At 70.8% G+C, this 24,915-nt stretch carries 26 protein-coding genes; 16 read left to right on the plus strand and 10 right to left on the minus strand.

What is annotated here, in order from left to right:
* Positions 1 to 11: 11 nt before the first annotated feature.
* The 3 genes from ACFHVL_RS01625 to ACFHVL_RS01635 all read left to right on the plus strand — a co-directional run bounded on the left by ACFHVL_RS01625 (position 12) and on the right by ACFHVL_RS01635 (position 2,259).
* Positions 12 to 686 (plus strand): DNA polymerase beta superfamily protein, encoded by a 675-nt coding sequence (locus ACFHVL_RS01625; protein ID WP_416624899.1) that lies wholly within the window; start codon positions 12 to 14, stop codon positions 684 to 686.
* An 80-nt stretch (positions 687 to 766) separates the two neighbouring features.
* Positions 767 to 1,663, plus strand: a complete 897-nt coding sequence (locus ACFHVL_RS01630; protein ID WP_416625061.1) for an ADP-ribosylglycohydrolase family protein — start codon at positions 767 to 769, stop codon at positions 1,661 to 1,663.
* On the plus strand, positions 1,660 to 2,259 hold the full coding sequence (locus ACFHVL_RS01635) for a hypothetical protein (RefSeq protein ID WP_416624900.1): 600 nt from the start codon (positions 1,660 to 1,662) through the stop codon (positions 2,257 to 2,259). Before ACFHVL_RS01630 ends, ACFHVL_RS01635 begins: the two co-directional genes overlap by 4 nt.
* Positions 2,260 to 2,587: 328 nt before the next feature.
* On the opposite strand, the gene ACFHVL_RS01640 is transcribed toward ACFHVL_RS01635, so the two are convergent.
* Genes ACFHVL_RS01640 through ACFHVL_RS01650 form a run of 3 tightly spaced genes read right to left on the minus strand, consistent with a single transcriptional unit; the run spans position 2,588 to position 3,918 of the window.
* A complete protein-coding gene (locus ACFHVL_RS01640; RefSeq protein ID WP_416625073.1) occupies positions 2,588 to 2,803 on the minus strand; it encodes a hypothetical protein in 216 nt (71 codons plus the stop codon).
* Positions 2,746 to 2,976: a maleylpyruvate isomerase N-terminal domain-containing protein gene (locus ACFHVL_RS01645; protein ID WP_416624902.1), complete on the minus strand. Its 231-nt coding sequence runs from the start codon at positions 2,974 to 2,976 to the stop codon at positions 2,746 to 2,748. The genes ACFHVL_RS01640 and ACFHVL_RS01645 overlap by 58 nt, the downstream gene beginning before the upstream one ends.
* 60 nt (positions 2,977 to 3,036) lie before the next feature.
* On the minus strand, positions 3,037 to 3,918 hold the full coding sequence (locus tag ACFHVL_RS01650; protein WP_416624903.1) for an alpha/beta fold hydrolase: 882 nt from the start codon (positions 3,916 to 3,918) through the stop codon (positions 3,037 to 3,039).
* A 244-nt stretch (positions 3,919 to 4,162) separates the two neighbouring features.
* Here ACFHVL_RS01650 and ACFHVL_RS01655 point away from each other — a divergent pair, with 244 nt between their 5' ends.
* The 5 genes from ACFHVL_RS01655 to ACFHVL_RS01675 all read left to right on the plus strand — a co-directional run bounded on the left by ACFHVL_RS01655 (position 4,163) and on the right by ACFHVL_RS01675 (position 9,052).
* The gene (locus tag ACFHVL_RS01655; protein ID WP_416624904.1) at positions 4,163 to 4,654 is read left to right on the plus strand and encodes a hypothetical protein; all 492 of its coding nucleotides are present in this window, start codon (positions 4,163 to 4,165) and stop codon (positions 4,652 to 4,654) included.
* A gap of 98 nt (positions 4,655 to 4,752) precedes the next feature.
* Positions 4,753 to 5,163: a VOC family protein gene (locus tag ACFHVL_RS01660; RefSeq protein WP_416624906.1), complete on the plus strand. Its 411-nt coding sequence runs from the start codon at positions 4,753 to 4,755 to the stop codon at positions 5,161 to 5,163.
* A 113-nt stretch (positions 5,164 to 5,276) separates the two neighbouring features.
* The gene (locus ACFHVL_RS01665; protein ID WP_416624908.1) at positions 5,277 to 7,661 is read left to right on the plus strand and encodes an ATP-binding cassette domain-containing protein; all 2,385 of its coding nucleotides are present in this window, start codon (positions 5,277 to 5,279) and stop codon (positions 7,659 to 7,661) included.
* 68 nt (positions 7,662 to 7,729) lie between these two features.
* Complete coding sequence (locus ACFHVL_RS01670) at positions 7,730 to 8,146, plus strand: helix-turn-helix transcriptional regulator (protein ID WP_416624909.1); 417 nt, start codon at positions 7,730 to 7,732, stop codon at positions 8,144 to 8,146.
* A gap of 177 nt (positions 8,147 to 8,323) precedes the next feature.
* Positions 8,324 to 9,052 (plus strand): M23 family metallopeptidase, encoded by a 729-nt coding sequence (locus ACFHVL_RS01675; protein ID WP_416624910.1) that lies wholly within the window; start codon positions 8,324 to 8,326, stop codon positions 9,050 to 9,052.
* An 11-nt stretch (positions 9,053 to 9,063) separates the two neighbouring features.
* Here the strand turns inward: ACFHVL_RS01675 and ACFHVL_RS01680 are convergent, their stop codons facing one another.
* Complete coding sequence (locus ACFHVL_RS01680) at positions 9,064 to 9,393, minus strand: YciI family protein (RefSeq protein WP_416624911.1); 330 nt, start codon at positions 9,391 to 9,393, stop codon at positions 9,064 to 9,066.
* A 142-nt stretch (positions 9,394 to 9,535) separates the two neighbouring features.
* On the opposite strand from ACFHVL_RS01680, the gene ACFHVL_RS01685 reads away from it, so the two are divergent.
* Both ACFHVL_RS01685 and ACFHVL_RS01690 read left to right on the plus strand, forming a co-directional pair.
* Positions 9,536 to 10,504, plus strand: coding sequence for a hypothetical protein (locus ACFHVL_RS01685; RefSeq protein WP_416624913.1), 969 nt, complete (start codon positions 9,536 to 9,538; stop codon positions 10,502 to 10,504).
* A 103-nt stretch (positions 10,505 to 10,607) separates the two neighbouring features.
* Positions 10,608 to 10,928, plus strand: a complete 321-nt coding sequence (locus tag ACFHVL_RS01690) for a nitroreductase/quinone reductase family protein (RefSeq protein ID WP_416624915.1) — start codon at positions 10,608 to 10,610, stop codon at positions 10,926 to 10,928.
* On the opposite strand, the gene ACFHVL_RS01695 is transcribed toward ACFHVL_RS01690, so the two are convergent.
* Positions 10,833 to 11,261 carry a DUF3817 domain-containing protein gene (locus ACFHVL_RS01695; protein ID WP_416624917.1) on the minus strand — a complete coding sequence of 143 codons (429 nt, stop codon included), beginning with the start codon at positions 11,259 to 11,261 and terminating at the stop codon, positions 10,833 to 10,835. The two genes, ACFHVL_RS01690 and ACFHVL_RS01695, sit on opposite strands and share 96 nt — an antisense overlap.
* Positions 11,262 to 11,321: 60 nt before the next feature.
* Here ACFHVL_RS01695 and ACFHVL_RS01700 point away from each other — a divergent pair, with 60 nt between their 5' ends.
* Positions 11,322 to 12,038 (plus strand): SDR family oxidoreductase, encoded by a 717-nt coding sequence (locus tag ACFHVL_RS01700; protein WP_416624918.1) that lies wholly within the window; start codon positions 11,322 to 11,324, stop codon positions 12,036 to 12,038.
* On the opposite strand, the gene ACFHVL_RS01705 is transcribed toward ACFHVL_RS01700, so the two are convergent.
* From ACFHVL_RS01705 to ACFHVL_RS01715, 3 genes are read right to left on the minus strand one after another with little or no spacing between them, the layout of a single operon-like run.
* Entirely contained in the window at positions 11,995 to 12,420 is a 426-nt protein-coding gene (locus tag ACFHVL_RS01705) for an MmcQ/YjbR family DNA-binding protein (RefSeq protein WP_416624920.1), read from the minus strand. The two genes, ACFHVL_RS01700 and ACFHVL_RS01705, sit on opposite strands and share 44 nt — an antisense overlap.
* A gap of 40 nt (positions 12,421 to 12,460) precedes the next feature.
* Positions 12,461 to 13,246, minus strand: a complete 786-nt coding sequence (locus tag ACFHVL_RS01710) for a trans-aconitate 2-methyltransferase (RefSeq protein WP_416624922.1) — start codon at positions 13,244 to 13,246, stop codon at positions 12,461 to 12,463.
* A gap of 11 nt (positions 13,247 to 13,257) precedes the next feature.
* Positions 13,258 to 14,004 carry a GNAT family N-acetyltransferase gene (locus tag ACFHVL_RS01715; protein ID WP_416624924.1) on the minus strand — a complete coding sequence of 249 codons (747 nt, stop codon included), beginning with the start codon at positions 14,002 to 14,004 and terminating at the stop codon, positions 13,258 to 13,260.
* Positions 14,005 to 14,150: 146 nt separating this feature from the next.
* Here ACFHVL_RS01715 and ACFHVL_RS01720 point away from each other — a divergent pair, with 146 nt between their 5' ends.
* From ACFHVL_RS01720 to ACFHVL_RS01735, 4 genes are all read left to right on the plus strand, one after another.
* Positions 14,151 to 15,464, plus strand: a complete 1,314-nt coding sequence (locus ACFHVL_RS01720) for a hypothetical protein (RefSeq protein ID WP_416624925.1) — start codon at positions 14,151 to 14,153, stop codon at positions 15,462 to 15,464.
* 24 nt (positions 15,465 to 15,488) lie between these two features.
* Positions 15,489 to 16,448 (plus strand): hypothetical protein, encoded by a 960-nt coding sequence (locus ACFHVL_RS01725; RefSeq protein ID WP_416624927.1) that lies wholly within the window; start codon positions 15,489 to 15,491, stop codon positions 16,446 to 16,448.
* Positions 16,449 to 16,575: 127 nt separating this feature from the next.
* A complete protein-coding gene (locus ACFHVL_RS01730) occupies positions 16,576 to 20,874 on the plus strand; it encodes a S8 family serine peptidase (protein ID WP_416624928.1) in 4,299 nt (1,432 codons plus the stop codon).
* Between the two features lie 116 nt (positions 20,875 to 20,990).
* On the plus strand, positions 20,991 to 21,920 hold the full coding sequence (locus ACFHVL_RS01735) for a diacylglycerol/lipid kinase family protein (protein WP_416624929.1): 930 nt from the start codon (positions 20,991 to 20,993) through the stop codon (positions 21,918 to 21,920).
* Between the two features lie 33 nt (positions 21,921 to 21,953).
* On the opposite strand, the gene ACFHVL_RS01740 is transcribed toward ACFHVL_RS01735, so the two are convergent.
* Positions 21,954 to 23,030, minus strand: coding sequence for a MerR family DNA-binding transcriptional regulator (locus ACFHVL_RS01740; protein ID WP_416624931.1), 1,077 nt, complete (start codon positions 23,028 to 23,030; stop codon positions 21,954 to 21,956).
* A gap of 162 nt (positions 23,031 to 23,192) precedes the next feature.
* Between ACFHVL_RS01740 and ACFHVL_RS01745 the strand changes: the two genes are divergently transcribed.
* Complete coding sequence (locus ACFHVL_RS01745; RefSeq protein WP_416624932.1) at positions 23,193 to 23,834, plus strand: DUF1349 domain-containing protein; 642 nt, start codon at positions 23,193 to 23,195, stop codon at positions 23,832 to 23,834.
* Between the two features lie 49 nt (positions 23,835 to 23,883).
* Here the strand turns inward: ACFHVL_RS01745 and bla are convergent, their stop codons facing one another.
* The gene (gene bla, locus ACFHVL_RS01750) at positions 23,884 to 24,810 is read right to left on the minus strand and encodes a class A beta-lactamase (protein WP_416624933.1); all 927 of its coding nucleotides are present in this window, start codon (positions 24,808 to 24,810) and stop codon (positions 23,884 to 23,886) included.
* Positions 24,811 to 24,915 lie beyond the last annotated feature (105 nt).

The raw sequence follows: 24,915 nt of genomic DNA on the forward strand, positions 1-24,915 counted from the left end.
CCCTGCCGAGCGTGGTTGAGCTCGTCGAGCGGCACACCGTACTCGCCGTCGTCGTCGGATCCCGGGCGTACGGGCTGCACGGGCCGGACTCCGACTACGACCGGCGCGGCGTGTACGTGGCCCCGACCCGAGCGTTCTGGCAGCTGGACAAACCGCCCACCCACCTCGACGGGCCGGCGCCGGAGCAGTTCTCCTGGGAGTTCGAACGCTTCTGCACCCTGGCGCTGCAGGGCAACCCGACCGTCCTGGAGGTGCTCTGGTCCCCGCTGGTCGAGACGCTGCGCGAGGACGGCGAGCAGCTGGTGGCGGCCCGGCAGGCGTTCCTGTCGACGCGACTCGCCCAGACGTACGGCGGCTACGCCCGCGACCAGCTCGACCGGGTGGCGGCCCGCCGGGAACGCACCGGCGAGACCAACCACAAGCAGGCCATGCACATGATCCGGCTGCTGACCGCCGGTGCGCATGTGCTGCGCACCGGGCAGGTCCTGGTCGACGTGGGACCGTTGCGGGACCGGCTGCTGGCGGTCCGGCGCGGCGAGCTGCCGTGGGCGGCGGTCACCCGCTGGGCGGCGGACCTGCTGGCCGAGCTCGACGACGCGGCGGCCGGCACCGCGCTACCAGACCAACCTGACCGGGCCGCCGTCGACCGACTGCTCATCGCCGTACGGGAAAGGAACCTGGGGTGACCGTCGACGTGCCACCACGGGCACCGGATGACAGCCAGGGCTACCGGACCGCCGCCGCAACTGGCAGAGTCTGCATCAACATGACGTCGCTCGACCTCTGCTACGACAGTCTTGACGGGCTTTCCGTCGGTGATGCCCTCGGCGCCCAGTTCTTCGTCCCCGGCAGCAGTCTTGCCGCGTTGCTCGACGGGGATCCGCCGGCCGGGCCCTGGCCGTGGACCGACGACACCGAGATGGCCTGCTCGATCGTCGCCGAGTTGCGCGAGCACGACCGCATCGACCAGGACCACCTGGCGGCCCGGTTCGCCGAGCACTTCGAGCCGTACCGTGGCTACGGTGCCGGCGCGGTGGTCCTGCTGCGCCAGATCCGGCAGGGTGTCGCCTGGCGGGAGGCCGCCGCAGCGGCGTTCGACGGCCAGGGGTCGATGGGCAACGGCGCGGCGATGCGGGTCGCCCCGCTCGGCGCCTTCCACGCCGGCGACAACCGGACCGCCGCTCTGCTGGCCTGGCGTTCGGCGGAAGTCACCCACGCCCACCCCGAAGCGATCCTGGGCGCGGCGGCGGTCGCCGTCGCAGCGGCGGAAGCCGGCTGGTCCCGGCTGACCCGGTCGCGGCCCGAGCCGGCCGAACTGCTCGACGTGGTGCTGGCCCACCTGATCGACGGCCGACTGCACGCGAGGATCGTCCGGGCCAAACGGTTGCTGGGGGTCAGCGTCGCCGAGGCCGCGTACGAGTTGGGCAACGGGTCGCAGGTGCTGGCCTTCGACACCGTTCCGTTCGCGTTGTGGGTCGCCGCCACCCGGCTCGCCGACTACCCGGCGGCGATCCACGCCTGTATCGAGGCCGGCGGTGACGTCGACACGACCGCAGCGATCGTCGGTGGCGTCGTGGCCGCGTACACCGGCTCCGGACCGGGCGGGATCCCGGCGCAGTGGCTGGCCCGCCGCGAGCCCCTCCCCGACCAGGTACGCCGATGACGCCCCTGCCGGCCAGGCAGCGATCAGCGGATCCGGCTGCCCCGGCGGTCAACAACATCGTCCTCGTCACCGGCGAGGAGGGCGCCGGCAAATCGACGATCCTGCGTGCGCTGCTCCCCTGCACGACTGACGGCACGCGGGTCGACGCAGAGGACATCGGGCAGACCAACCCGTGCCCAATGGACGACGGGTTCTTCGATCTGCTCCGACGCAACATCGCAGCTCTGGTGACGAACTTCTGGGCTGCCGGCTATGTCAATGTCCTCACCGGCAGCTTCCTGCGCGACTACGACGACTATCGCGCGTTCCGGCAGCTCCTGCCGCCCCAGACGGCGGTGTTCCTGGTCGAGTTGCTGGTCGACCGAGCCGTACGCGACCAGCGCCGGCTCACCCGGGCGAAGCGGACGACACAGCAGTGGCGTGACCGGGTCGATCTGATCCCGGAAGATCGGACCATCCGCGAGGCATCCGACGCCGGCTACCGCTACATCGGCATCGACACGACGGCATTGGACGTTGCCGAGACCGTACAGCGGATCATGAATGAGATCCCGGAGATCTACGTCCCGCCGATGCGGTGTCGACCGGCTCTGTAGTGGTGGGACCGAACCAGAACCTGGCTACCGCATCGCGGCGAGGGCACCGGCGAGAACGCCGGCTGCGTCTGATCGAGAGAAGTCGCACACCATGAGAAACCCGGACGGGCTGCTGAGCGTGAGCCGGCTGTACGGCATCATCGGCAGCCGACGGTTGTCCCTGTAGCGCCGGTCGGTGTCCTTGCTCGACGATCATTGGGTCCCGGCCCGTCATGGGCTGAGGTTCGCCAATGGGGTCGGGTCGGCTTTCTATCCAACCTCACGGCGGGCAGGGCCGGCTCCTACCTGTTGCCCGTTCGGCGCTGAGGGCACAGCGTCCCTCCCACGGCTACCGGGGCCGGTTCCACGCCCGCGCGTCCCGGCCCAGCAGGGCGAGCAGTTGGGTCTGGCGGTCCGGGTCCGCCCCCAGCTGCGGTGCGGTCGCGAAGTACCCCGTCGGCAGGGAGTCCGCCACCGGTTCGACGAACGCGTGGGCGGCTTCGACCATCACCGGGTCGAGGGTGTCCTCGACGCCGATCGCCTGGGCCAGATCCCAGCTGTGCACCAGAGCACCGGGACCACCGCGACGTTGCCGCGGACCACGTGGTCGACCAGCGCTCGCACGTCCCATTCGGAGCACGGCGTCCGAGCGCTCCACTGGCCGTCACCGACCTGCGCGACGAGGTCGCAGAACTGCCGGCCGGCCCGTTCGAAGAGGACGACGAAATCCGTACGCAAGGCAATCCCTCCGTCGCGGTCCCGGACCGGATTCCGCAGCCTACCGCCGCCGATTCCCGATCATCCACCTGCCTGGCGCGCGTCCTCGCCGATCAGGAACCGCTGGACGGTCCGGGTGTAGCCGATGGGGATGTGCCCGGTGTCGGGCAGCAGGACGACGGTCGCTCGCGGCAGCAGTCGTCGCACCCGGCGGGCGGTCTGCCGGGAGTCCAGCAGCCGGTCCTTCGCTCCGGCGACGACCAGCAGCGGCACGTCGAGGCGGCGCAGTCGGTCGTCGCTGAAGATCGGTAGCCGGTCGCGGCGTCGACGGTAGCTCCGCTGGATGAGCAGCAGGAAGTCGGCCAGCTCCGCCGACTCCGCTGCGACGGCGGACACCGCCGGCGGCGGGCCGAGTACGAGTCGGACGGCGGCGCGCCGACCCCACGCCCCGAACGGCAGGAGGAAGAGCGCCGCGATGACCGCGCCGTTCTTCTGGCGGCCGATGCCACCGGGTACGAGCAACGCGAGCCGGGTGATCCGCTCCGGTCGGCGCAGCGCGTAGTCGAGCGCCAGCCAGCCGCCCAGCGAGGTACCGACGAACGCCGACTGACCGATGTCGAATGCGCCCAGCACGTCGTCGAGCCACTCGGCGTAGCAGCCGGAGGTGAGCGGAGGTCGCGACGGTGCGCTGAGTCCGGGTTCACCGATGACGTCCACGGCGTACACCCGGTGGGTCTGCGCCCAGGTCGCGACGTCACCTGTCCACGCCGCCGAGTTGAAGCTGCCGCCGTGCAGCAGGACGACCGGCGGGGCGTCCCGGGGACCACTCACGATGACGAACGTGTCGCCGTACCGGGTGGAGACCGTCGATTCGGTCGCCGGCACCGGCCAGCGCCGCAGAAGTGTCCGGTACCGCTGCTCGACAGCGCGGTGGGCGTCCTCGGACCGGTAGATCGCGTTCATCGCCGACCCCACCGGTGCGGGTCGATGCGTCCCAGCAAGTCCATGCTCATCAAACTACCGCTTACTTCCCTATCATCCAAATTTCAGATGCATATAGGGAATGATAGCGAAAACAGAGGTAGCTCGATCGCCCATTTCACGTCGCAGAGGTCGCCCGCTTGCGCTGTCGGCCCCAGGCGATGCCCCCTACGGGCGGCGTCCCCAGGCAGCGCATCGATGCGCCGGCGCGTGCCAGGATGTGGTGGTGTCGTACCCCCCTCATCCCGGCTTCCCGCCGATGCCCGGTCCCGGTGCGGTGTCCCTGCTGGTCGCCTACCCGCATCCGGTAACGCCGCCGGCGGGCTGTGCCGTGCTGGTGGTCTCGGTCAACCGCGGGCCGTATCTCGTGCCGGCGACCACGGGCGGCAGGTTCAAGGTCGATGGTCGAGACGTCCCGATCCCGGGTGAGGGCACCTGGCACGTGGTGGTGCCGGCGGGGCAGCGCGACGTCCGGTACACCGACGTCATGGGCCTGCCGGTGATCACCACGACCGTCGTCGCCCATCCCGGCGCGGCGCATCCGCTGTCGTTCCGGTTCGGTGGCTGGCGGAACCGGGTCCACGACGGGTACGGCACCGACGTGACGAAGTTCGGGATGTGGTCGAACTACCTGATCGCGCTGGTCGCCCTGGTCGTGATCGGGGTGCTGTGCTGCGGCTGCGTCGGCGCGCCCGCCATGCTGCCCGGCTCGTCCTGACGCCGGTCAGCGGGCCTGACCGACCAGGAATGCCAGCGGGCCTGACCGATCAGGAATCAAGAAGCGCGGGTCTGTCCGCCGCAACTAGCCTGAGCTGCATGGACATCACCATTCACGCCAGTTTCCTGCCGCACACCGACCCGGAGGCCTCGCTGGCCTTCTACCGCGACATGCTCGGCTTCGAGGTCCGCAACGACGTCGGATACGAAGGGATGCGCTGGATCACCATCGGCTCCACCAGCCAGCCCGGCGTCTCGGTGGTCCTGCACCCGCCGGCAGCCGACCCGGGCATCACCGACGACGAGCGTCGCACCATCACCGAGATGATGGCCAAGGGCACCTACGCCAGTGTTCTGCTGGCCACGGCCGATCTGGCCGGCACCTTCGACAAGCTGCAGGCGGGCGACGCCGACATCGTCCAGGAGCCGACCGATCAGCCGTACGGGGTGCGTGACTGCGCCGTACGCGACCCCGCCGGCAACCTGATCCGCATCCAGCAACGGGCCTGAAAACGTCGGCGGTCACCGCTAGTGTCGGCAGGCGCTGCCCACGACCGCCGGTGTGGACGGCACCATGAGTCAGCGCGGCACCCGTGAGACAGCCCGGATGGAGATCGATGAGCATGGCACCGAGGACGGACCCGCAGTCGGCTGCGCTGCATGCGGCCGACCGGCACGATCTGATCCGGGTGCATGGCGCCCGGGAGAACAACCTCAAGGATGTCAGCGTCGAGCTGCCGAAGCGGCGGCTGACGGTCTTCACCGGGGTCTCCGGATCGGGCAAGAGTTCGCTGGTGTTCGCGACGATCGCCGCCGAGTCGCAGCGGATGATCAACGAGACGTACAGCAGCTTCGTGCAGGGTTTCATGCCGACGTTGGCCCGGCCCGATGTCGACGTACTCGAAGGGTTGACGACCGCGATCATCGTCGACCAGGAACGGATGGGCGGTGACGCCCGGTCCACGGTCGGCACCGCCACCGACGCCAACGCGATGCTGCGGATCCTGTTCAGCCGGCTCGGGCAGCCACAGATCGGCCCGCCCGGGGCGTTCTCGTTCAATGTGCCGTCGGTGCGGGCCAGTGGCGCGATCACCGTCGAGCGTGGTGCCAGCAGCAAAACGGAGAAGGCGACCTTCACCCGTACCGGCGGGATGTGTCCGCGGTGCGAGGGCCGCGGGTCGGTCAGCGACTTCGACCTGACCGCGTTGTACGACGACAGCAAGTCGCTCAACGAGGGTGCCCTGACGATTCCCGGTTACAGCGTCGACGGCTGGTACGGCCGGATCTTCGCCGGCTGTGGCTTCTTCGACCCGGACAAGCCGATCCGCAGGTTCACCAAGGCGCAGCTGCACGACCTGCTGTACAAGGAGCCGACCCGGATCAAGGTCGACAACATCAACGTGACGTACGAGGGCCTGATCCCCCGGATCCAGAAGTCGTACCTGTCCAAGGACGTCGACGCGATGCAGCCGCACATCCGGGCGTTCGTGGAGCGGGCGATCACCTTCGCCACCTGCCCGGAGTGCGACGGCACCCGGCTCGCCGAGGCCGCCCGCTCGTCGAAGATCAACGGGATCAACATCGCCGACGCGTGCGCCATGCAGATCAGCGACCTCGCCGACTGGGTACGCGGCCTGGCCGAGCCGTCGGTGGCACCGCTGCTGACAGCGCTGACGCACACCCTGGACTCGTTCGTCGAGATCGGGCTCGGCTATCTCAGCCTGAACCGCCCGTCCGGCACCCTGTCCGGTGGCGAGGCACAGCGCACCAAGATGATCCGCCACCTGGGGTCGTCGCTGACCGACGTCACGTACGTCTTCGACGAGCCGACGATCGGGCTGCACCCGCACGACATCGCCCGGATGAACGACCTGCTGCTGCGGCTGCGCGACAAGGGCAACACGGTGCTGGTCGTCGAGCACAAGCCGGAGGCGATCGCAATCGCCGACCACGTCGTCGATCTCGGTCCCGGTGCCGGGACGGCCGGCGGCGAGGTGGTGTTCGAAGGCACCGTCGAAGGGCTGCGGTCCAGCGGCACGCTGACCGGCCGGCACCTCGACGACCGGGCCACCCTCAAGGACAAGGTGCGTACGGCGACCGGCGCCCTGCAGATCCGGGGCGCGAACGCGAACAACCTGCAGGATGTCGATGTCGACATCCCGCTCGGGGTGCTGGTGGTGCTCACCGGCGTCGCCGGCTCCGGCAAGAGTTCCCTGGTGCACGGCTCGATCCCGGCCGGCGCCGACGTCGTGTCGATCGACCAGACGGCGATTCGCGGATCCCGGCGCAGCAACCCGGCGACGTACACCGGTCTGCTCGAACCGATCCGCAAGGCGTTCGCGAAGGCCAACGGGGTGAAGCCGGCGTTGTTCAGCGCCAACTCCGAGGGCGCCTGCCCGACTTGCAACGGTGCCGGGGTCATCTTCACCGACCTGGCGATGATGGCCGGTGTCGCCTCGGTCTGCGAGGAGTGCGAAGGCAAACGGTTCCAGGCGTCGGTGCTGGAGTACCGGTTCGGCGGGCGGGACATCAGCGAGGTGCTCGCCATGTCGGTGACCGAGGCAGAGGCGTTCTTCGGCGCCGGTGACGCCCGTACGCCGGCCGCGCACAACATTCTGCGCCGGCTCGCCGACGTCGGGCTGGGCTACCTCAGCCTCGGCCAGCCACTCACCACGCTCTCCGGCGGTGAGCGGCAGCGGCTGAAGTTGGCCACCCACATGGCGGCCAACGGCGGGGTGTACGTCCTCGACGAGCCGACCACCGGCCTGCACCTGGCCGACGTCGAGCAACTACTCGGCCTGCTCGACCGGCTGGTCGACTCCGGCAAGTCGGTCATCGTCATCGAGCACCACCAGGCGGTGATGGCGCACGCCGACTGGATCATCGACCTCGGCCCAGGTGCCGGCCACGACGGCGGCCGAGTCGTCTTCGAGGGCACCCCGGCGGATCTTGTCGAGGCCCGCTCGACGCTCACCGGCGAGCACCTCGCCGCCTACGTCGGCCGGTGACGGGCCGACGCAACGGCAGGTCCGGCGGCCACTGGGCAACGGCGCCGTGCCGTGGCACGATCGCGCAGGTGAGCAGCAGAGCCGACCCGGCGGCCCGGCTGCGCGATCTCGCGCTGCTGCGCCGGGTCCGCGACCGGATGGACCGGGAGTACGCGCAGCCGCTCAACGTCGAGGCGCTGGCCCGTGGCGTGAACATGTCGGCCGGGCACCTGAGCCGAGAGTTCCGGGCGGCGTACGGCGAGTCGCCGTACGCCTACCTGATGACCCGGCGGGTCGAGCGGGCGATGGCGCTGCTGCGCCGGGGTGATCTGAGCGTCACCGAGGTCTGCTTCGCGGTCGGTTGCGCGTCGCTGGGCACCTTCAGCACCCGCTTCACCGAGCTCATCGGGGTGCCACCCAGCGTCTACCGGCAGCGGGCGGCCGGCGCGACCGCGGGCATCCCGTCGTGCGTGGCGAAACAGGTGACCAGGCCGATCCGGAGCTGAACCCACCACCGCTGTACGTCGTTCGGGATCCTCAGCGCGCTCACAATCGACCTGGGCGGCCGGTCGGCGTCGGGATCGCGTTGGCCTGCTTCGTCGGGGTGGCGGTCCTCTGGATCGTCCCGGACCGGCGCATCGTCCGGGTCATCGACCAGAGGTGATCCGGCCTAGGCTGTTCACATGGACGAAGGTCCGCAGCAGCCGACAACACCACATTCGGCGACCGGAGCGGTCGTGCTGTCGTTGCCGTTCACCGGCCGCTGGTTGGCGCGCAACAGCCCGGCCCGACGCGTCCCCAGTCACGGCACCGACCTGTTGGGCGAGCGGTACGCCATCGACTTCATCGGGGTCGACGACCGCCGCCGTACCGCGACTCACCGGGACTGGCGGAGCATGCTCGCCACCGAGCCCGCGCAGCGGTTCTTCGCCTACGGTCGGCCGATCCTGGCCCCGGCCGACGGGGTCGTCGTGGTCGCCCACGACGGCGAGGACGACCACGTCGCGCGGCGTTCCCAGCTGGCGCTGGTGCCGTACGCCCTGGGTCAGGTGTCCCGGCTGCGCCAAGGCGTACCGGCGATCGCCGGCAACCATCTGATCATCGCGCTGCCCGGTGGTGGCGGGTTCGTCGCCCTGGTGCATCTGCGGTCCGGGTCGGTCCGGGTCGCGGCCGGCGATCGGGTGGTGGCCGGACAGCCGATCGCCGAGTGCGGCAACTCCGGCAACTCGACTCAGCCGCATCTGCACATCCAGGTGATGGACAGCGCGGACCTGTCCGTCGCCCAAGGCGTACCGATGGTGTTCCGGCGCTTCCGCGAATGGCCCCGTGGGGTGCGAGATCCCCAGCTCAGGGAGTCGGGGATGCCGGGCGAGGGCGCCGTCGTCGAGCCGTCGACCGGGTCGGCCCGGTAGTTGGTTCGCTATTACGCTTGCTGCAACGGCCACACTTCGACGACGCCCTGCGCGACGGCACATGGCGCCTTCGCCGCGAGATCAATTGCCTCGTCCAGGGTCTCGGCTTCGATGATCGCAAAGCCCGCGACCGGCAGGGCCGCAGCCATGAAGGAACCGGGCTCGACGGTCACACCGGCGGCATCGTGGTTGCGCACCCGCACCGGCGGGCCGGCGACACCCATCTCGACACCCGCCGCCTGTAGCCGCGCGTCGTGGGCGTGTGCCTCGTCGCGGACAGCCGGAGCGGTGCTGTCGTAGCCGGCCTGATCGCCGTACCCGATTGTCAAGAACTTCGGCATCGCGGATCCTCCTCAGCCAGGCTGTACCGCTTACCAGGCAGAGGTACTCGGGTAGGTTCGATCCTCGCGTACGAGAAGTGCGAGAAGTACGAGAAGCAGGCCGGGTGGTTTGGAGTACGAGTTGGCGCAAGCGTCCATTCCCGTGACATCGCCACCGCCGGTGGACATCGAGGAGCTCTTTCCCGAGTTGCGGGAGCATGCGGCGACCGCGACCCGGCTGCACCCCCGGCCGGGTGATCCGGGCGTCGACGTCAGCTCCGTCGGCGGGCCGCTGCGCTGGCCGGCCGGCGAGCCCTGGCCATACTGCACCGACCAGGACCACTACGTCGACCAGTTGTTGACGCCCGACACGGTCCGCCGGACGCGCCGGGTCTATACGGCGGCGAAGGTCCGCGCGGCGGCCACCGGGCAGAAGTACACGTTGACCGAGGCCGAGCAGGCCGAGGTGCCGGAGTTCGACTACACCGAGCCGTTGGCTTTGGCGAAGCAGCCGATCGCGTTGGTGCCGGTGGCCCAGTTGTACCGGCGTGACGTCCCGGACCTCGGGGGGCCGCCGGACGCCGACCTGCTCCAGGTGCTCTGGTGTCCGCTGGATCATCCGGACGCCGGGTACAACCCTCGGGTCGAGCTGCGCTGGCGGCGGGTCGCCGACATCCACGGCCAGCTGGACTCGGCACCCGAGCCGGTGGTGGTGAACGAGAACTATCTGCCGACGCCGTGCGTGGTGCACCCCGAGCCGGTCCGGGAGCACCAGTACGTCGACCTGCTGCCGGAGAACCTCAAAACGCGGCTGTACGCCTGGGAAAAGCAGTCTGGTCACAGTTTCCAGAACGACTTCTCGCTGGCCCCGGGCTGGAAGGTCGGCGGTTTCGCCAACTGGTCGCTGTCGGACTGGCAGCCGGTGGACTGCACCGCGTGCGGCACGCCGATGGCGTTGCTGCTGACCGCCGACTCGGGTGAACGCACCGGCAGCCAGCGGTGGCGGGCCACCGGTGAAGCCGCCGGTGCCCCGATGAATCCGGTCGACGTACTCATCGGTCGGGGCTATTCGTTGTATGTCTTCGTCTGCCCGGCGTCCCCTGCGCACCCGCCTGCGACCGCGATGCAGTGAGGTCAGCGCCCCACCTCGACGTGCCCTGCTACGTTGAGCCGCGACGCGGTCCTGGTGCGATGGAGGTCAAGTGGGCGGTCAAGGGTCGTTGCCGAGGCAGTTCGTGGGCAGATTCAACACCTGCGTTCTGACGTTGCGTTCGTCGCCCCGGTGGGGCCGGCTGGTCCAACGGCACCTGACGGTCATCACCTACACCGGGCGCCGCTCTGGCCGCACGTTCAGCACCCCGGTCGGCTACCGCCGCACCGCCGGCACCGTCGTCATCGGTGTAAGACTTCCAGAGGCCAAGAACTGGTGGCGCAACTTCCTGGGCGACGGCGGACCGGTCTCACTGCACCTCGACGGCGTCGACCGCCCCGGGCACGCCGTCGCCCGACGCGACGACCGGGGCCGGGTCACGGTCACCGTCGCCCTGGACAGCTGACCCATCTTCCTGGCCCTGGCTGCCTGATCTGACACTGGCGAGCATGCCGCGCCGGCGGGCCCACCGCTCGAAGGCGAGCGTGGCGAACGGCGGCACCGCGCAGACCAACGCCAGGACGGTGACCGGCACCCGCCACCGGTGCACCCAGGCCACGGCCAACGCGAGCAGTCCGTACGCGGTGAAGAGCGCCCCGTGGATCGGCCCGAAGATCTGCACGCCGAGTTCGTTGCCGGGCGGCCCGTACTTGACCGCCATCCCGGCCAGCAGGCCCGCCCAGGAACACGCCTCCGCGATCGCCGTCACGACGAACAGCCGGGTCACCATCTCGCGCATCCACTGGATGTTAGCGGCGCCGTTGACCTCAACCACGGTTGACGTGCTCTGCTGTGCGCCATGCAACTCGACGGACTACAGGTGGCGGTCAGCGGTGCCGCCCGCGACACCGGACGACTGCTCGCCGAGGCCTTCGCCGCACGGGGCGCGCACGTCCACCTGTCGGCCCGCGATCTCGCCGCGGCCGAGCAGGTCGCCGATCAGATCCGCCGTCGTGGTCCGGGCCGCGCCGACGCGTACCGCTGCGACCTGGCCGAGCCGGCGTCGGTACGCGCGTTCGCCGCAGCGCTCACCGACCGGTCCGGTCGGGTCGATGTTCTGATCAACAACGGTGCCGGCTACCTGGCCGGCGCCGACCTCGGCGAGGTGCCGGACTCCGACATCGTCGACGCAATCTCCGGCGCGGCCACCGGCACCCTGCTGCTGACCAAGCATCTGCTGCCGCTGCTGCGCCGCTCCGCCCGCCCGGACATCGTCAACCTGATCTCCGCCTGCGGCACGGCCGGGCATCACCGGTCAGACGCCCACCCGGCCTTCTACGCGGCCAAGCACGCCCAGGCCGGGCTCGCCGGCATCCTGTCCCATCGGCTACGGCCGGAAGGAATCCGGGTGATCTCCCTCTTCCCACCGGACTTCGTGCAGGTCGGCCCGAGAGACGCGACCAGCGACCTCACCGCGAGCTCGGTGATCGACTGCGTGCTGTTCGCGGTGGGCCAGCCGAGGGACTGCTTCATCAGCGAGTTTCGCTTCGAGCAGCTGCGGCCGGCGAACGGCTAGCTCCGGCCGCATCGGCGTCGTCGTCGACGTACGCCGCGAGCTGTTCCGGGGCGCGCATCCGCCAGGCGTCGGTGACCAGCTCGGCGAGCCGGTCGGCGTCGACGCGCTCCAGCCGGAGCATCACCATCGGCAGGCCGTCGTAGCCGGGGGTGGTGAAGAACAGGTCGGGCTCGCCGAGCAGCAGGGCCTGCTTCTCCGCCTCGTCGCCGACGTAGAGCACGGCGATGTCGGTGCGGATGACCCGGGGCCGGCCTGGCTCACGCTCCGGATAGGACCAGACGAAGCCCTTGCCGGCGACCCGGAAGTCGAAGCCGTCGCTGTCGATCTCGACCACCTGCGGCAGAGCCAACGCGAGCCGGCGGACGTCGTCGGCGTCAGCCATCGAAACCTCTTGGCACCACCGGTAGCCGCATGGAAACAGGTTAGCCATCCGCCTTCGTCGCCACCACGAACACCCGCCGGAACGCGAAGGCGACGAGTCCGTCGTCGATGGGGTACCGCAGGGCCAACTGTTCGCCGAGTCGCTGGCGGAACGCGGCCCACTCGGTGTCGTCGAGGGCGGCCCGGACCGGCCGCGCGGCCGTCCCCTCGACCCACGACAGCACCGGATGCGCCGTCGGTTCGGCGTCACCGGCCGGCAGCAGATGCAGGTAGGTGGTCTCCCAGGCGTCGACGACGCATCCGTACCGCAGCAGCAGGGCCGCGTACCCGGCCGGGTCGAGCACCGCGTCGCCGCCCCGGATGGCCGGCAGTCGGGCCCGCCACCGCGGATCCGCGGCGACAGTACGGATGGCCTGGTGCGACGGGGCGTCGAAGTTGCCCGGCACCTGGAAGGCGAGCACCGCGCCGGGCCGCAACCGGGCCGCCCACCGCTGGATCAACGCGGGGTGTCCGGGCACCCACTGCAGCACCGCGTTGCAGATGACGACGTCGGTGTCCGGGGCGGGGTTCCAGCCGCTCACGTCGGCGATGTCGAACCGGACCGGGGACGAAAGCCCGCGGGCGGCGGCGATCATCTCGGCCGACGAGTCGAGCCCGGTCACCGTGGCACCCGGCCAGCGGTCCGCCAGGTGGACGGTCAGGGTCCCCGGGCCGCAGCCGAGGTCGACGACCACGGCCGGCTCGTCGGCGGCGACCCTGGCCAGCAGATCGACGAACGGACGCGAACGGTGGTCGGAAAAGCGCAGATAGCTGGTCGGATCCCACATCACGACCTACCTCAAGGCCGTACGAATGTTCCGCTCTCACGGTACGCGGCCCACTCGTCGGCGAGCATCGCGAAGTCGAGTTCGGTGCTCCATTCGCCTTTGAACAGCTCGCTGCGCACCAGCCGGGCCTCCTGGCGCATGCCCAGGCGCCGGGCGAGTCGGGCCGACGGCTCGTTGCGTTCGTCGATCCGGGCGACGATCCGGTGCAGGCCGAGCTGGTCGAAGCCCAACCCCAACAGTGCGTACGCGGCCTCGGTGGCGTAGCCGTGGCCGGCCGAATCCGGGTGTACGACGTACCCGATCTCTCCGCCACGGTGGGTGCGGCTGCGCCAGAAGAGCACCACGTCGCCGATCAGTCGGCCGGTCGCCGCGACCTCGACACCGAGGGTCAGCGCCTGGCCTTCGTCGGTCAGCTCGTGGTTGGCCCAGACGGTGGCGAGCCGGCCGACGATGTCGTCGCGGGTCATCGGTTCGAGCGGCACGTACCGGCAGACATCCGGCTGGCTGCGGTAGCTGAGCAACGCGTCGATGTCGTCGCCGGCCAGCGGTCGCAGCAGCAGCCGCCGGGTGCGCAGTGGGTAGTCGGGGTGCAGGGCGGACGGCTGCGGAATCGACACGATGCCCATCCTGTCAGCAAGCCCGGCGTCCCGGCCTGCGGCTACGTCGGCAGCCGGCAGACGTGCGAGGTCGACTCGACGGCGAGCTCGGTGCCCGACCAGTCGGCGGGTCTCGGCGCTCCAGATCTCTTCCTGCGGCATGCCGCCCACGATCCTGCTCGGAGAACCGCCCGTCCGTTGGCTCCTCGCACGCCGAAGTGAGACGCAGATCATACCGAATGAAGAACCTGCGACGGCGGCGGTGCCGTCTTGCCAGATGTGAAACTCAACGAAACGGTAGGTCTTCGATGATCGGACGGGTCTTCTTCGTAGAGGTGCGGCGATCGGCCGCACTGTGGTTCGGTATCGGCCTGGCCTTGGCGACGGTGTCGTTGACCGCCGACCCGGAACGTTGGGACGGCGCCTGGATGGCGACGGTCCTCGCACACCACAGCGCCCTGGGCCTGCTGTGGCCGCTCGCGCTCGCGGCTGGTGCCTGGCAGGGCCGCCGTGACCATGTCGCCGGGGTCAGTGAATCCGTCGCCGCCACCCCACGTCCCGGGCTGGTCCGGGTCGCCCCACAGGCTGTGGTGGTCGTCGGTTGCCTGGCCGGCGGATATGTCGGCGGGCTGCTCGACGGGCTCGGCAGGGCGCTGCTGGCGGCCACCTACCACCCACCGGGCTGGTACTGGCCGTTGTTCACCGGGACACTCAGCGTCGCCGCCGCCGGCCTGCTCGGCCTCGGTCTCGGCCGGCTGCTGCCGTCGCGACTCACCGCTCCGCTGCTCGCCGTGGGCAGCCTGGCCATCATGCTCGTCGCGGCGATCACGCAGCCGGACGGGGTGGTGATGCTGCTCGGCTTCTCCTACCTCGACGATGGCGGGGTGTTCCACGCGATCGACGGTCGGGCCGTCGCCGGCAAGGCGGTGTGGTTCGCCGCCGTCGCCGCGACCGGTTGGGCGCTGTACGCCGCGACCACCGGTCGAGCCCGGCTGCTCGCCGTACTTCCAAGCGTTGTCGGCCTGGTCGTGGCACTGATGGTGTTCCCGTCGCCCGGTGCTGTCACCCGCCAGGACCCGCAGGCAGTCGCTCTCGTCTGTGCCGACGGGTCACCCCGGGTCTGTGTGACCCGTCTGCACGAGCCGGCACTGCCGCAGATCGTCGAGCCGGCCCGGCGGGCGCTGGCCACACTTGGCCGGCTGCCCAATGCGCCGACCGAGGTCGTCGAGGAAGCCATCCCGCATGGTGCCTTCGTCGAACAGCGACGAGACACCGTCCACCTCAGAGTCAGCCTGCAAGGTGACGGCACGGTGACGACGGGACGCGAATCGCTGGAGGCGCAGATCCTCGACGGCGCCGGGACGCTGGCCTGCGGTGCCGCCTTGGACGACGTCGAAGGGTGGGAGCCGATCCAGGCGGCCCGCGCCGCCGCCGGCCTGTGGTTGCAGGGCCGTGACGCCGGACCGGACGAGTTCTGGGACCCGGTCCAGGGGATGGTCACCGACGCGTTGGCGAGCCTGCGTGCGCTGCCTGAGCAGGAGCAGTTGGCCCGGGTCGCCGCGCTGCGGGAGGCGGCGCTCGACTGCCGACCGGATCTGTACGAGGTGCTGACCGGCACCTGACGCCGATCCTGTCACAGTGGTTGAATGCATGAGGAGCTGAATCGACCGGCGTCGGTGCCCGACGCCGGCGACAGCGACCGTGGCCGCGAGGTTCGGCACCGTACGGTCCGCGCGAGCCTGGCCGCGCTCGACGACGCCGACCTGACCGACCTGCTGTCCCGAGCGGCGCCGCTCGGGACCGGTATCGGTGGCACGACGGCGACGGTGTCGATCGCCGGGGTACCGGTGTTCGTCAAACGGATCCCGCTGACCGACCTGGAGCAGCGGCCGGAACACGTCGGCTCCACCCGCAACATCTTCGAACTATCCACCTTCTACCAGTATGGATTCGGCTCCACCGGCTTCGGTGCGTGGCGGGAGCTGGCGGCGCACCGGATGGCGTCGGACTGGGTACGGCAGGGTCGCTTCGCCGGCTTTCCGCTCCTGTACCACTGGCGAAGCCTGCCGCAGCGGCCGGCACCGATGACACCGGCCGCGACCGAGACCTGGGTACGCAGGTGGGGCGGTTCCGCGGCGGTCCGCCGCCGACTCACCGCGATCAACGAGGCATCGGCCAGCCTCGTGTTGTTCATGGAGTACGTCCCACACCGGTTGGACATCTGGCTGGCTGATCTGGCCAGCTCGCTGGCGGTCCATGCCGGATTCGACCTGACCCCGGCGGAGTCCGGCTTCCTCGAACAGCACCGCAACTACGACCGGTGCTTCACCGCCACTCAGTTCACCTTCTGGCTGATCGGGGACGTGTGCGCAACGGCCTGGCCGGACAGTCTCGCCTATCTGCGGGCGAACCGCGCCGCCGGCTACCCCGAACTGCCGGCGGCGGCTCGGGCGCTGGTCCAGCGGCACGCACCGATCGCCGAACTCATGGGGAGCTTCTGGCGCCGGATGGAGCTGGACCGGACCACGCCGTACCCGTATGTCGAACTCGACGAGGCGCTCACGGCACTGGCGGCACCGGTCCGGCCCACCGATCGACGGCAGTGATCCCTGGTACCGCATCGTGAGGGGTTGACGTCAGGGAGTCATCAACATCACGATGGTCGCCGACAGCGTTCCACGATCTTCGATGCCAACCCGGTTGATCCCGGCCCTGCGACCCAGGAGACGATCGATGTCAGGACGCAAGCCCTCCCATCCACGACCGATGACCCGGGTACGCCGCCTGGTGGCCGCCGCCGCCGGCGCCGCCCTGGCCGGCGGGCTGCTCGCCGTACCGTTGCCTGTCTCGGCCGCGCCCACCGACGGCGCGGCGCTCGCCCCCGGTGCCGGCACCGCCGCGGTCGCCGACGAGCTACGGTCCACTGTCGCCGAGTCGACCGGCGAGCGGATCCAGGCGCTGTTGATGCTGCCCAACCCGCAGCGGTACCCGACGAATCCGGCCACCGCAGTCGACCAGTTGCGCGCCCACGCCGAGGAGATCCAGGCCGAGATCGACACGGCGTTGGAGGATCGGGCCGAGATCGCCGGCGACGTGCGCGTGGTCAACCGCTTCTGGATCACCAACATGGTGCTCGTCGAGTTCACCGCCGACGCGTCCCGACTGGCGGCGCTGGCCAGCCTGCCCGGCGTCCAACGGGTACTGCCGAACTTCACGATGAGCCTGCCGGACACCGAGCTGACCGCGGCCGGCGACCCGGCCGCGACGATCGTCGACGGCCGGATCACCTGGGGCCTGGACCGGATCGGCACCGAGCGGGTCTGGACCGAGCTCGGTCTCGACGGCACCGGCGTCCGGGTGGTCACCCTGGACACCGGGGTCGCCATCACCCACCCCGACCTGGTCGGCAAGATGGCCACCGACGACCCGACCGACCCGACGTATCCCGGCGGCTGGATGGAGTTCAGCTCCACCGGTGGTCTGGTCGCCTCGCAGCCCCGCGACTCGTCCACCCACGGCACCCACGTCTCCGGCACCATCCACGGTGGTTCGACGTCCGGGGTCGCGATCGGCGGCGCCCCCGGCGCAGAGATGGCCCACGGCCTGGTCATCCCCGGCGGCAACGGCTCGTTCGCCCAGGTGGCCGCCGGCATGCAGTGGGCGATCGCGCCCACCGACGCCGCCGGCGACCCGGCCGGCCGCCCGGCCGACGTGGTCAGCATGTCGCTCGGCGCGGCGATCTACGCGGCGGAGATGGTCGCCCCGACCCGGGCCATCGTCGCCGCTGGCGCGTTCCCGTCGTTCGCCATCGGCAACCAGGACATCACCGGCAGCTGCGGGGTCGGCTCGTCCAGCCCCGGCAACGTCTACGAGGCGATCGGCGTCGGTGCCACCGACGTCGACGACAACGTCGCCGACTTCTCCTGCGGCAACGTGGTCAACAAGTCGAGCTGGGTCAGCCCGCCGGCCGACTGGCCGGACAGCTGGGTCACCCCGGACCTGTCCGCCCCCGGCGACGAGGTCTGGTCGGCCAGCCCGGACGGCAGCTACCGCTACGCCAGCGGCACCTCGATGGCCACCCCGCACACCAGCGCGGTCGCCGCGCTGCTGCTGCAGGGCGCGCCGGAGCTCAGCGTCGACGCCACCCGTACCGCGTTGATCGACACCGCGTTCTGGGACGACCGGTACGCCGACGTCGCGCCCGACACCCGGTACGGCCACGGCCGGATCGACGCGTACGCCGCCGCCTCCCAGGTCGCACTCGACAGTGGAGTGACCGGCCAGGTCACCACCGACGGGACCGGTGACCCGGTCGCCGACGCGACGGTCACCGTCACCCCGGGCGGGGCGTCGGTGCGCACCGACGCCGACGGCGGGTTCACCCTGCGGCTGGCACCGGGCAGCTACACGCTGACCGCGTCCGCGTTCGGCCACGAAACCGCCAGCGTCGCCGACGTAACCGTCGTCGAGGAGGCTTTCACCTCCGTCGACCTGGCGCTCGTACCGCTGCCGATCGGCGTGGTCACCGGCACCGCCACGTTCGAGCAGAGCGGTCACGGCGTACCCGGGGTGACGGTGTCGGTCTCCGCCGACGGTGCCCCGGTGAACCGTTCGGTGGTCACCGGGGCGGACGGCGCCTACCGGATCGAGCTGCCGGCCGGCAGCTTCCGGATCGCCGCCGACCATCCACGGTTCGACGTCTCCCCACCGGTCGAGGTGACCATCCCGGACGGTGGCACCGTGACGACGGACTTCACGCTGCGTCCGCCACCGCAGACGGTCGCTCTGGTCGGCAGCTACGTCCAGTCGTACGCCGACGAGATCTTCACCCCGCGTGGCATCGAAACGGTGATCTACGACTGGGACGACCTGGTGACCGCCGCGCAGCACCCGTTGGTGGTGCTCGGATACGGCGTGACCAGTGACTACGACGAAGCCACCTTCCAGGCGTTCCTGGACGCGACCGACGCCGCCGGCACCGGCGTGATCCTCACCGACCATGCCTACAGCACCGGCAACGGCATCCGGCAGTTGTCCCGGCACACCGGACGACCCGTCTCGACCGGATTCAGCACCGGCGGTACCGGGGTCGCCGAATCGTTCTACGAGATCACCGCGGCCCACCCGATCCTCGACGGATACGCCGTCGGTGACCGACTCCCGCTGGACACCAGCACCCAGGCGAAGTGGATCGCCTGGTTCGGCGACTACGCCGGTGACGGCCGGCAGACCCTCGCCGACCTGGGCCGCAGCGACACCACCGGGATCTACGGTGGCGGCATCGGGGTGGATCAGCGGGCCACCAACCGACACGTGCTGCTCTCCACCCACGGCGTGTCGGTGACCCGGGGTCCGGCCGACTGGACCGAGGAGGCCACCGAGCTGTTCCTCAACGCGGTCGACTGGGCGGCCCGCCCGGCCGAGGAGGGTCAGCCGTACTTCGCCGTTCACGGGTTGACGGTCAGCCCGGACGAGGTGAAGAGCGGCGAACCGGTGACGGCGACGGTGCAGGTCAAGAACGTCGGGGCGTCGTCAGGTCCGTACCAGGCGGTGCTGCGGGTCGACGGTGAGTCGGCGGCGACCACCACCGTCACCCTCGGCTCCGGTGACAGCCGGACGCTGAGCTGGACGATCAGTGAGAGGGACCTCGGTGACTACGACGTGTCGGTGGAGTACCTGACCGACACGTTCCGGGTGCGGCCGCCCCGGGTGGCGCTCACCGCGCGGACCGTGACCGCGCCGGACGCCGAGCCCGGCCCGCTGACCGGCGCGACCGTCGAGCTGATCCACGACGGTGCGGTGATCCCGGTCGGCGCGACCGACGACGCCGGCACCCTCACCTTCGAGGCACCGGCCGCCGTCGACCGCTACACCCTCGTCGTGCGCAAGGCCGCGACCGACGGCGGTACGGCGTACCTGCTGCACCGGGTGATCACGGTGTTCGACGACGACGAGGTGGTCTTCGCGCCCCGGGTGCTGGCCGGCGGGCCGACGGCCAGCGACGTGGCGCAGGACCTGTCGACCCGGGTGGATCTCGCCGCCGACCTGGTCGGGGGCGGCCACGAGGCGACCGTCTATCTGCGCCCGGCCGGCACCGCGCCGTGGGCGTACCCGTTCGGGCCGGGGCCGCTGGTCGCGACCCTGGACAGCTACCAGGCGGTCACCGTCCACCAGCTGCCCCGGCTGGAACGGGACTGGTGGCTGGTCAGCGAGATCCTGCCGGAGCTGGACTGGGTCGACCCGTTCGACGCCACGTTCCCGTTCGGCGGGGCACCGCAGGTGCGGCTGGCGGCGGACGTGCCGCAGCCGGGTGCCGTGCAGGTCGACTGGTCGGTGACGGACGCCCACGGGCACCCGTTCGCCACCGTGCGGGCCAGCGACATCCGGCCGTTCGCCGATCTGCCGGCGGTGGCCCGGCTGGAGGACGTGGCGGCGGCGGTGCGGGCGTTGGCGCGCCACGAGGCCCGCCCGGTGCTGCGGCTGTCCGACCCGGACGGTGCCGAGGTCCGGGCCGGCTATCTGAACTGGACGGACCAGCCGTACGCGTTCGAGGTCGACGATCCGCAGCCCGGCCTACACCAGCTACAGCTCGAGTTGGACACCGGCTGGTACGGCGGGCTGGTAGCTGCCGAGACGTCGCTGGTGCTGGCCGAGCCGGTGACGCTGACCGCGGCGTACCCGTCGGTCGGCGAGGTGGACGGCTGGTTCCGGCCGGAGGTGCACGTGGTCAACTCCAGCGGGGTCGACCAGGGCAGCGCCGACCTGACCCTGACGGTGGCCCACCCGGACGCTGACCTGCTGGCCAAGGACGTGGCAGTGCAGGTACGGGTCGACGACGCCTGGGTCCGGATTCCGTTGACGGTGCGGGACGACGGCACCCTGGTCGGCACGCTGTCGTCGGAGGTGGCGCTGCCAGTCGGTGCCGACCTGACCTGGCAGTTGCGGACCCGGACCCGCCGGGCCGGGGAGTTCACCTTCACCCATCAGCTCGCCGACGCCGGCGCCGCGACGGTGGTGGCGGTGACCGGATAGCGCGACGGAAAGGTCCACTGCGCGTCGGTCGTCGCGGCCCGGACGGGGTCGTCGCGACGGCCGACGCGCGGTGGACGCCGTCGGCGGGTCAAAGCCGGTGGGGATAGGGTCTGGCCGTGCGGACCAAGCAGGAGCTCAGTGACGCCATCCGGCAGCGACGGCGGGCGGTGCTGATCGTCAACGCGAAGTCCCGCCGGGGGCGCCAGTTCTACACCGACGCGAAGCAGCGGCTGACCGCCGCCGGGTTCACGCTGCTCGCGACGTATCCGGTCGACGAGCCGGGTGAGCTGGAACACAGCCTCGACGAGGCGGTGCGGTTGGCACCGGACCTGCTGGTCGTCGGCGGCGGGGACGGCACCATCGGTGCCGCCGCCCGGCTGCTCGCCCACCGCGACATCGCCCTCGGGTTGCTGCCGCTGGGCACCACCAACAACTTCGCCCGTACGCTGGGCATCCCGATCGATCTGGACGCCGCCGTCGGCATCATCACCGGCGGCAAGGTGATCGACGTCGACCTCGGTCTCGCCGGGGACCTACCGTTCGCCAACCACGTCGGCATCGGGTTGTCCGCCGAGGTGATGCTGCGTACCCCGCCGGGGCTCAAACGGGTGGCCGGCAAGCTCGCCTACCCGGCAACGGCGGCGGCGCTGATGGCCCGGCACCGGCCGATGCGGGTCAGCGTCCGCGCCGAGGGCCGGACCCGCGAGCTCACCACCCACCAGCTGTACGTCGCCAACGGCGGCCACCAGGCGGGCCGGCCGATCACCGCGGACGCGAACGCCGACGACCGGCTGCTGGTGGCGTACCCGGTCGGTGGGCCGACCCGCCGCAGCCTGTTGGGCGCGACGGCGCGCAACGCGGCGACCGGCCACCGCCGGACCTTGCGGCACGACCCCTTTCTCGCGGTCGGTGAGCTGCTGGTGGAAACCGACCGGCCGGCACCGGTGGAGATCGACGGCGAGCTGGGTGGGCAGACCCCGATCCGGCTGTCGGTGGACGCCAACGCGCTGCGGGTGATGGCCGCCGCTGACGTGATCGACCGGTGACGTGGGCCTGGCTGCGCAACCCGCCGGCCGGCCTCAGAGCCGGATCGGCATCAGCAGCGAGCAGCTGCGGTCGTCGGCCGGCAGCCTGACCACGAGCGGCCGGATCGGGCCGTCGAGATCGAGAACCAACTGGCCGCCGCCGGCGGCGTCCAGGGCCTGCAGCAGGAACTCCCGGTTGACCGCCACATGCTGTTGCGGCGCGGTACGCCAGGCACCCTCGTCGGCGAGTTCGACCGTCCCGGAGTCGGCGACCGCCAGTACGGCGACCGGATGCGCCACGCCCTCGTGTTCGCGTACCACGGCCGGCGCCCGGCCGGGTGCCAACGCCTGCCGCAGCGCGGCGGCGTCGACCCTCACCCGGCGCCCGCCCTCGCCCGGCGCGGTCGGCAGCAGCGAACGGTAGTTGGGGACGTCGTAGTCCAGCGGCGCGGCGGTGATTCGCCAACCGGGCGCGACGCCCTCGACGCCGTCCGGGCCGAAGACCAGGTCGGCGACCGGGCCGCGGCCCAACTGACTACGTACGCCGTCGACGAACGTGCGTGGTGCCAACGCCGACACGGCCGGCCCGTCGACGGCGGCCGGGACGAGTTCGGCGAACGCCAGCCGGTAGCGGTCGGTGGCGGCGAACCGCACGAGGCCGGCGTCGACCTCGACGTGCACCCCGCCCAGGGCAGGCAGCTGCGGGTCGTCGCCGACCGCGAAGCGTACGGCGTCCAACGCGGCGGACAGGTCGGCGGCGGTGACGGTGACACGGGTGGTGGTCATGGTGGTCTGGTTCTCCTCGGCATCGAGCAGGTGGTGGATGCGGGAGAGCTCACGACGGGCATCGGCGAGACCGTTCTCCAGCCGGCACAGGTGGACCGCCAGCAGCCGGCGGGTCACCTCGACGTCGGGCAACGCCCGGATCGCCTCGGTGAGCTCCGCCAACGGCATGCCGACCCGGCGCAGCCCGGCCAGCAGCCGGGCTGCGCGCAGCTGGGAACCGGCATACCAGCGGTAGCCGGTGTGCGGATCCACCGCCGCCGGCACCAGCACCCTTGCGGCGTCGTAGAACCGCAGGGCGCTGGCGGTCAGGCCGCTGGCCCGAGCCGTCTCCCCGATGCTGTGCATGTCGCTCTCCACACCTACCGACTCTGCGGCCTCGACCAGCTCGAGGGTCAAGACGCCGGCTGCGGCGTCGAGGCAGGTTCAGGTCACGGGCAGCGGCGGCGCGCCGATCGTGCCAGTATCACAGTCCCAATCCTGATCGATACGATCTGCCGGAGGCAGGCAATGACCGACAACGCACCGCCGCGGCCGCCCGCGATCGCCGGGTTGCCGGCGTTGGGCTGGCTGCACACGCCGGCCTCCGCCGACTACGAGGCCCAACCGCAGGCGCTGTCGATCACGGCGGGTGCCGCCACCGACTGGTTCGTCGACCCGGTCGGCGAGTACCGCACCCACAACGCGCCGGCCCTGCTGTTCGACTGCCCAGACAGGGAGTTCGCCCTGTCGGTGCGGGTCACGGTCGACTTCGGTGCCGCGTTCGACGCCGGTGTGCTCTGTCTGCGCATCGACGAGGAACACTGGGCGAAACTGTGCTTCGAGTATTCGCCGCAGCGCGAACCGATGGTGGTCACCGTGGTCACCAACGGCGCGTCGGACGACGCCAACGGGGTGCCGGTCGACGGGTCCACCGTCCACCTGCGGGTGCTGCGCAAGGGGGCGGCGTACGCTTTCCACTACTCGCTCGACGGCACCTACTGGCACTTCGCCCGATTGTTCCGGTTGCCCGGGGTCGGGCTGGAACCTGCCGCCGGGCCGACCAGGGTGGGTTTCCTGGCCCAGTCACCGACCGGCGACGCGTGCAGCGTCACCTTCGATCAGATCAGCCTGGTCGACGGCGTCCCCGACGACCTGCGCGACGGCCGGTAGGGACTCGCGTCGGCCAACCCGCGTCGGCCAACCGGCTCCAGCCCTGGTCTCACGGCCGCAGAACGGTGACGACGGCCTGCGCTGCCTGCGCGATCAGCGCGTTGTCGTACTCGGCGGCCGGATCGTCCCGGTCGGAGAGCACCGCCAGTACGATCGGCGCGCCGTCCGGCGGCCAGATGACGGCGATGTCGTTGCGCGTGCCGTATCCGGCGGCGCCGGTCTTGTCGCCGACGCGCCAGCCGGTCGGCACACCGGCCCGGATCAGCTCGTCGCCGGTGGTGTTCGCGACCAGCAGGTCGACCAGCAGGTCCCGATCGTCCGTGGCGAGTACGTCGTCGACGGCGTACGCCCGCAGGCTTTCGGCCAGCGCCCGTGGGGTGCTGGTGTCCCGGGGATCGCCCGGGGTGTAGTCGTTCAGTTCGGTCTCCCAGCGGTCCGGATCGGTCACGTCGTCGCCGATCTCCCGCAGCCGCTTCTCGAACCCGGCCGGGCCGCCGAGCTGCTCCAGCAGCAGGTTGCCAGCGGTGTTGTCGCTGTAGCGGATCGCCGCGTCGGCGATGTCGCGCAACGGCATGCCGGTCTCGACGTGCTGTTCGGTGATCGGCGAGTAGGTGACCAGGTCCTCGGCGGTGTAGCCGATCACCTGGTCGAGCTCGGCGGCGGTGGTCTGGTCGAACACCGCGGCGGCGGCGAGTGGTTTGAAAGTCGAGGCGTACGCGAACCGCTCGTCCGCCCGGTGCTCGACGACCCGGCCGGTGCCGGTGTCGACGGCGTACACACCGAGCCGGGCGTCGAAGCTCTCCTCCAGGCGTCGAAGTTCGGCGAACTGCGCGCCGACGGTCGCCGACGTGCTCGGCTGCCCGATGGCGCTGGCGGCGGCGGCCGGCGGTCCGGACGCCGTACAGCCGGCCAGCGGGGTGAGCGCCACCGCCGCGACGACGGCCAGCACAGAAGTACGCATAGTCATACAAAACATCCTTTCTAGCCTTACTTGGGACGTAAGGCAGCCTGACAGAACTCAGCGGATGCTGTCCAAGACAGCGATGTGGGTTCTGATGCCGATCCGGCATAGGATCGGCGG

It is taken from the genome of Micromonospora sp. LOL_023 (genome assembly GCF_048060115.1).
Taxonomy (GTDB): Bacteria; Actinomycetota; Actinomycetes; order Mycobacteriales; family Micromonosporaceae; genus Micromonospora_E.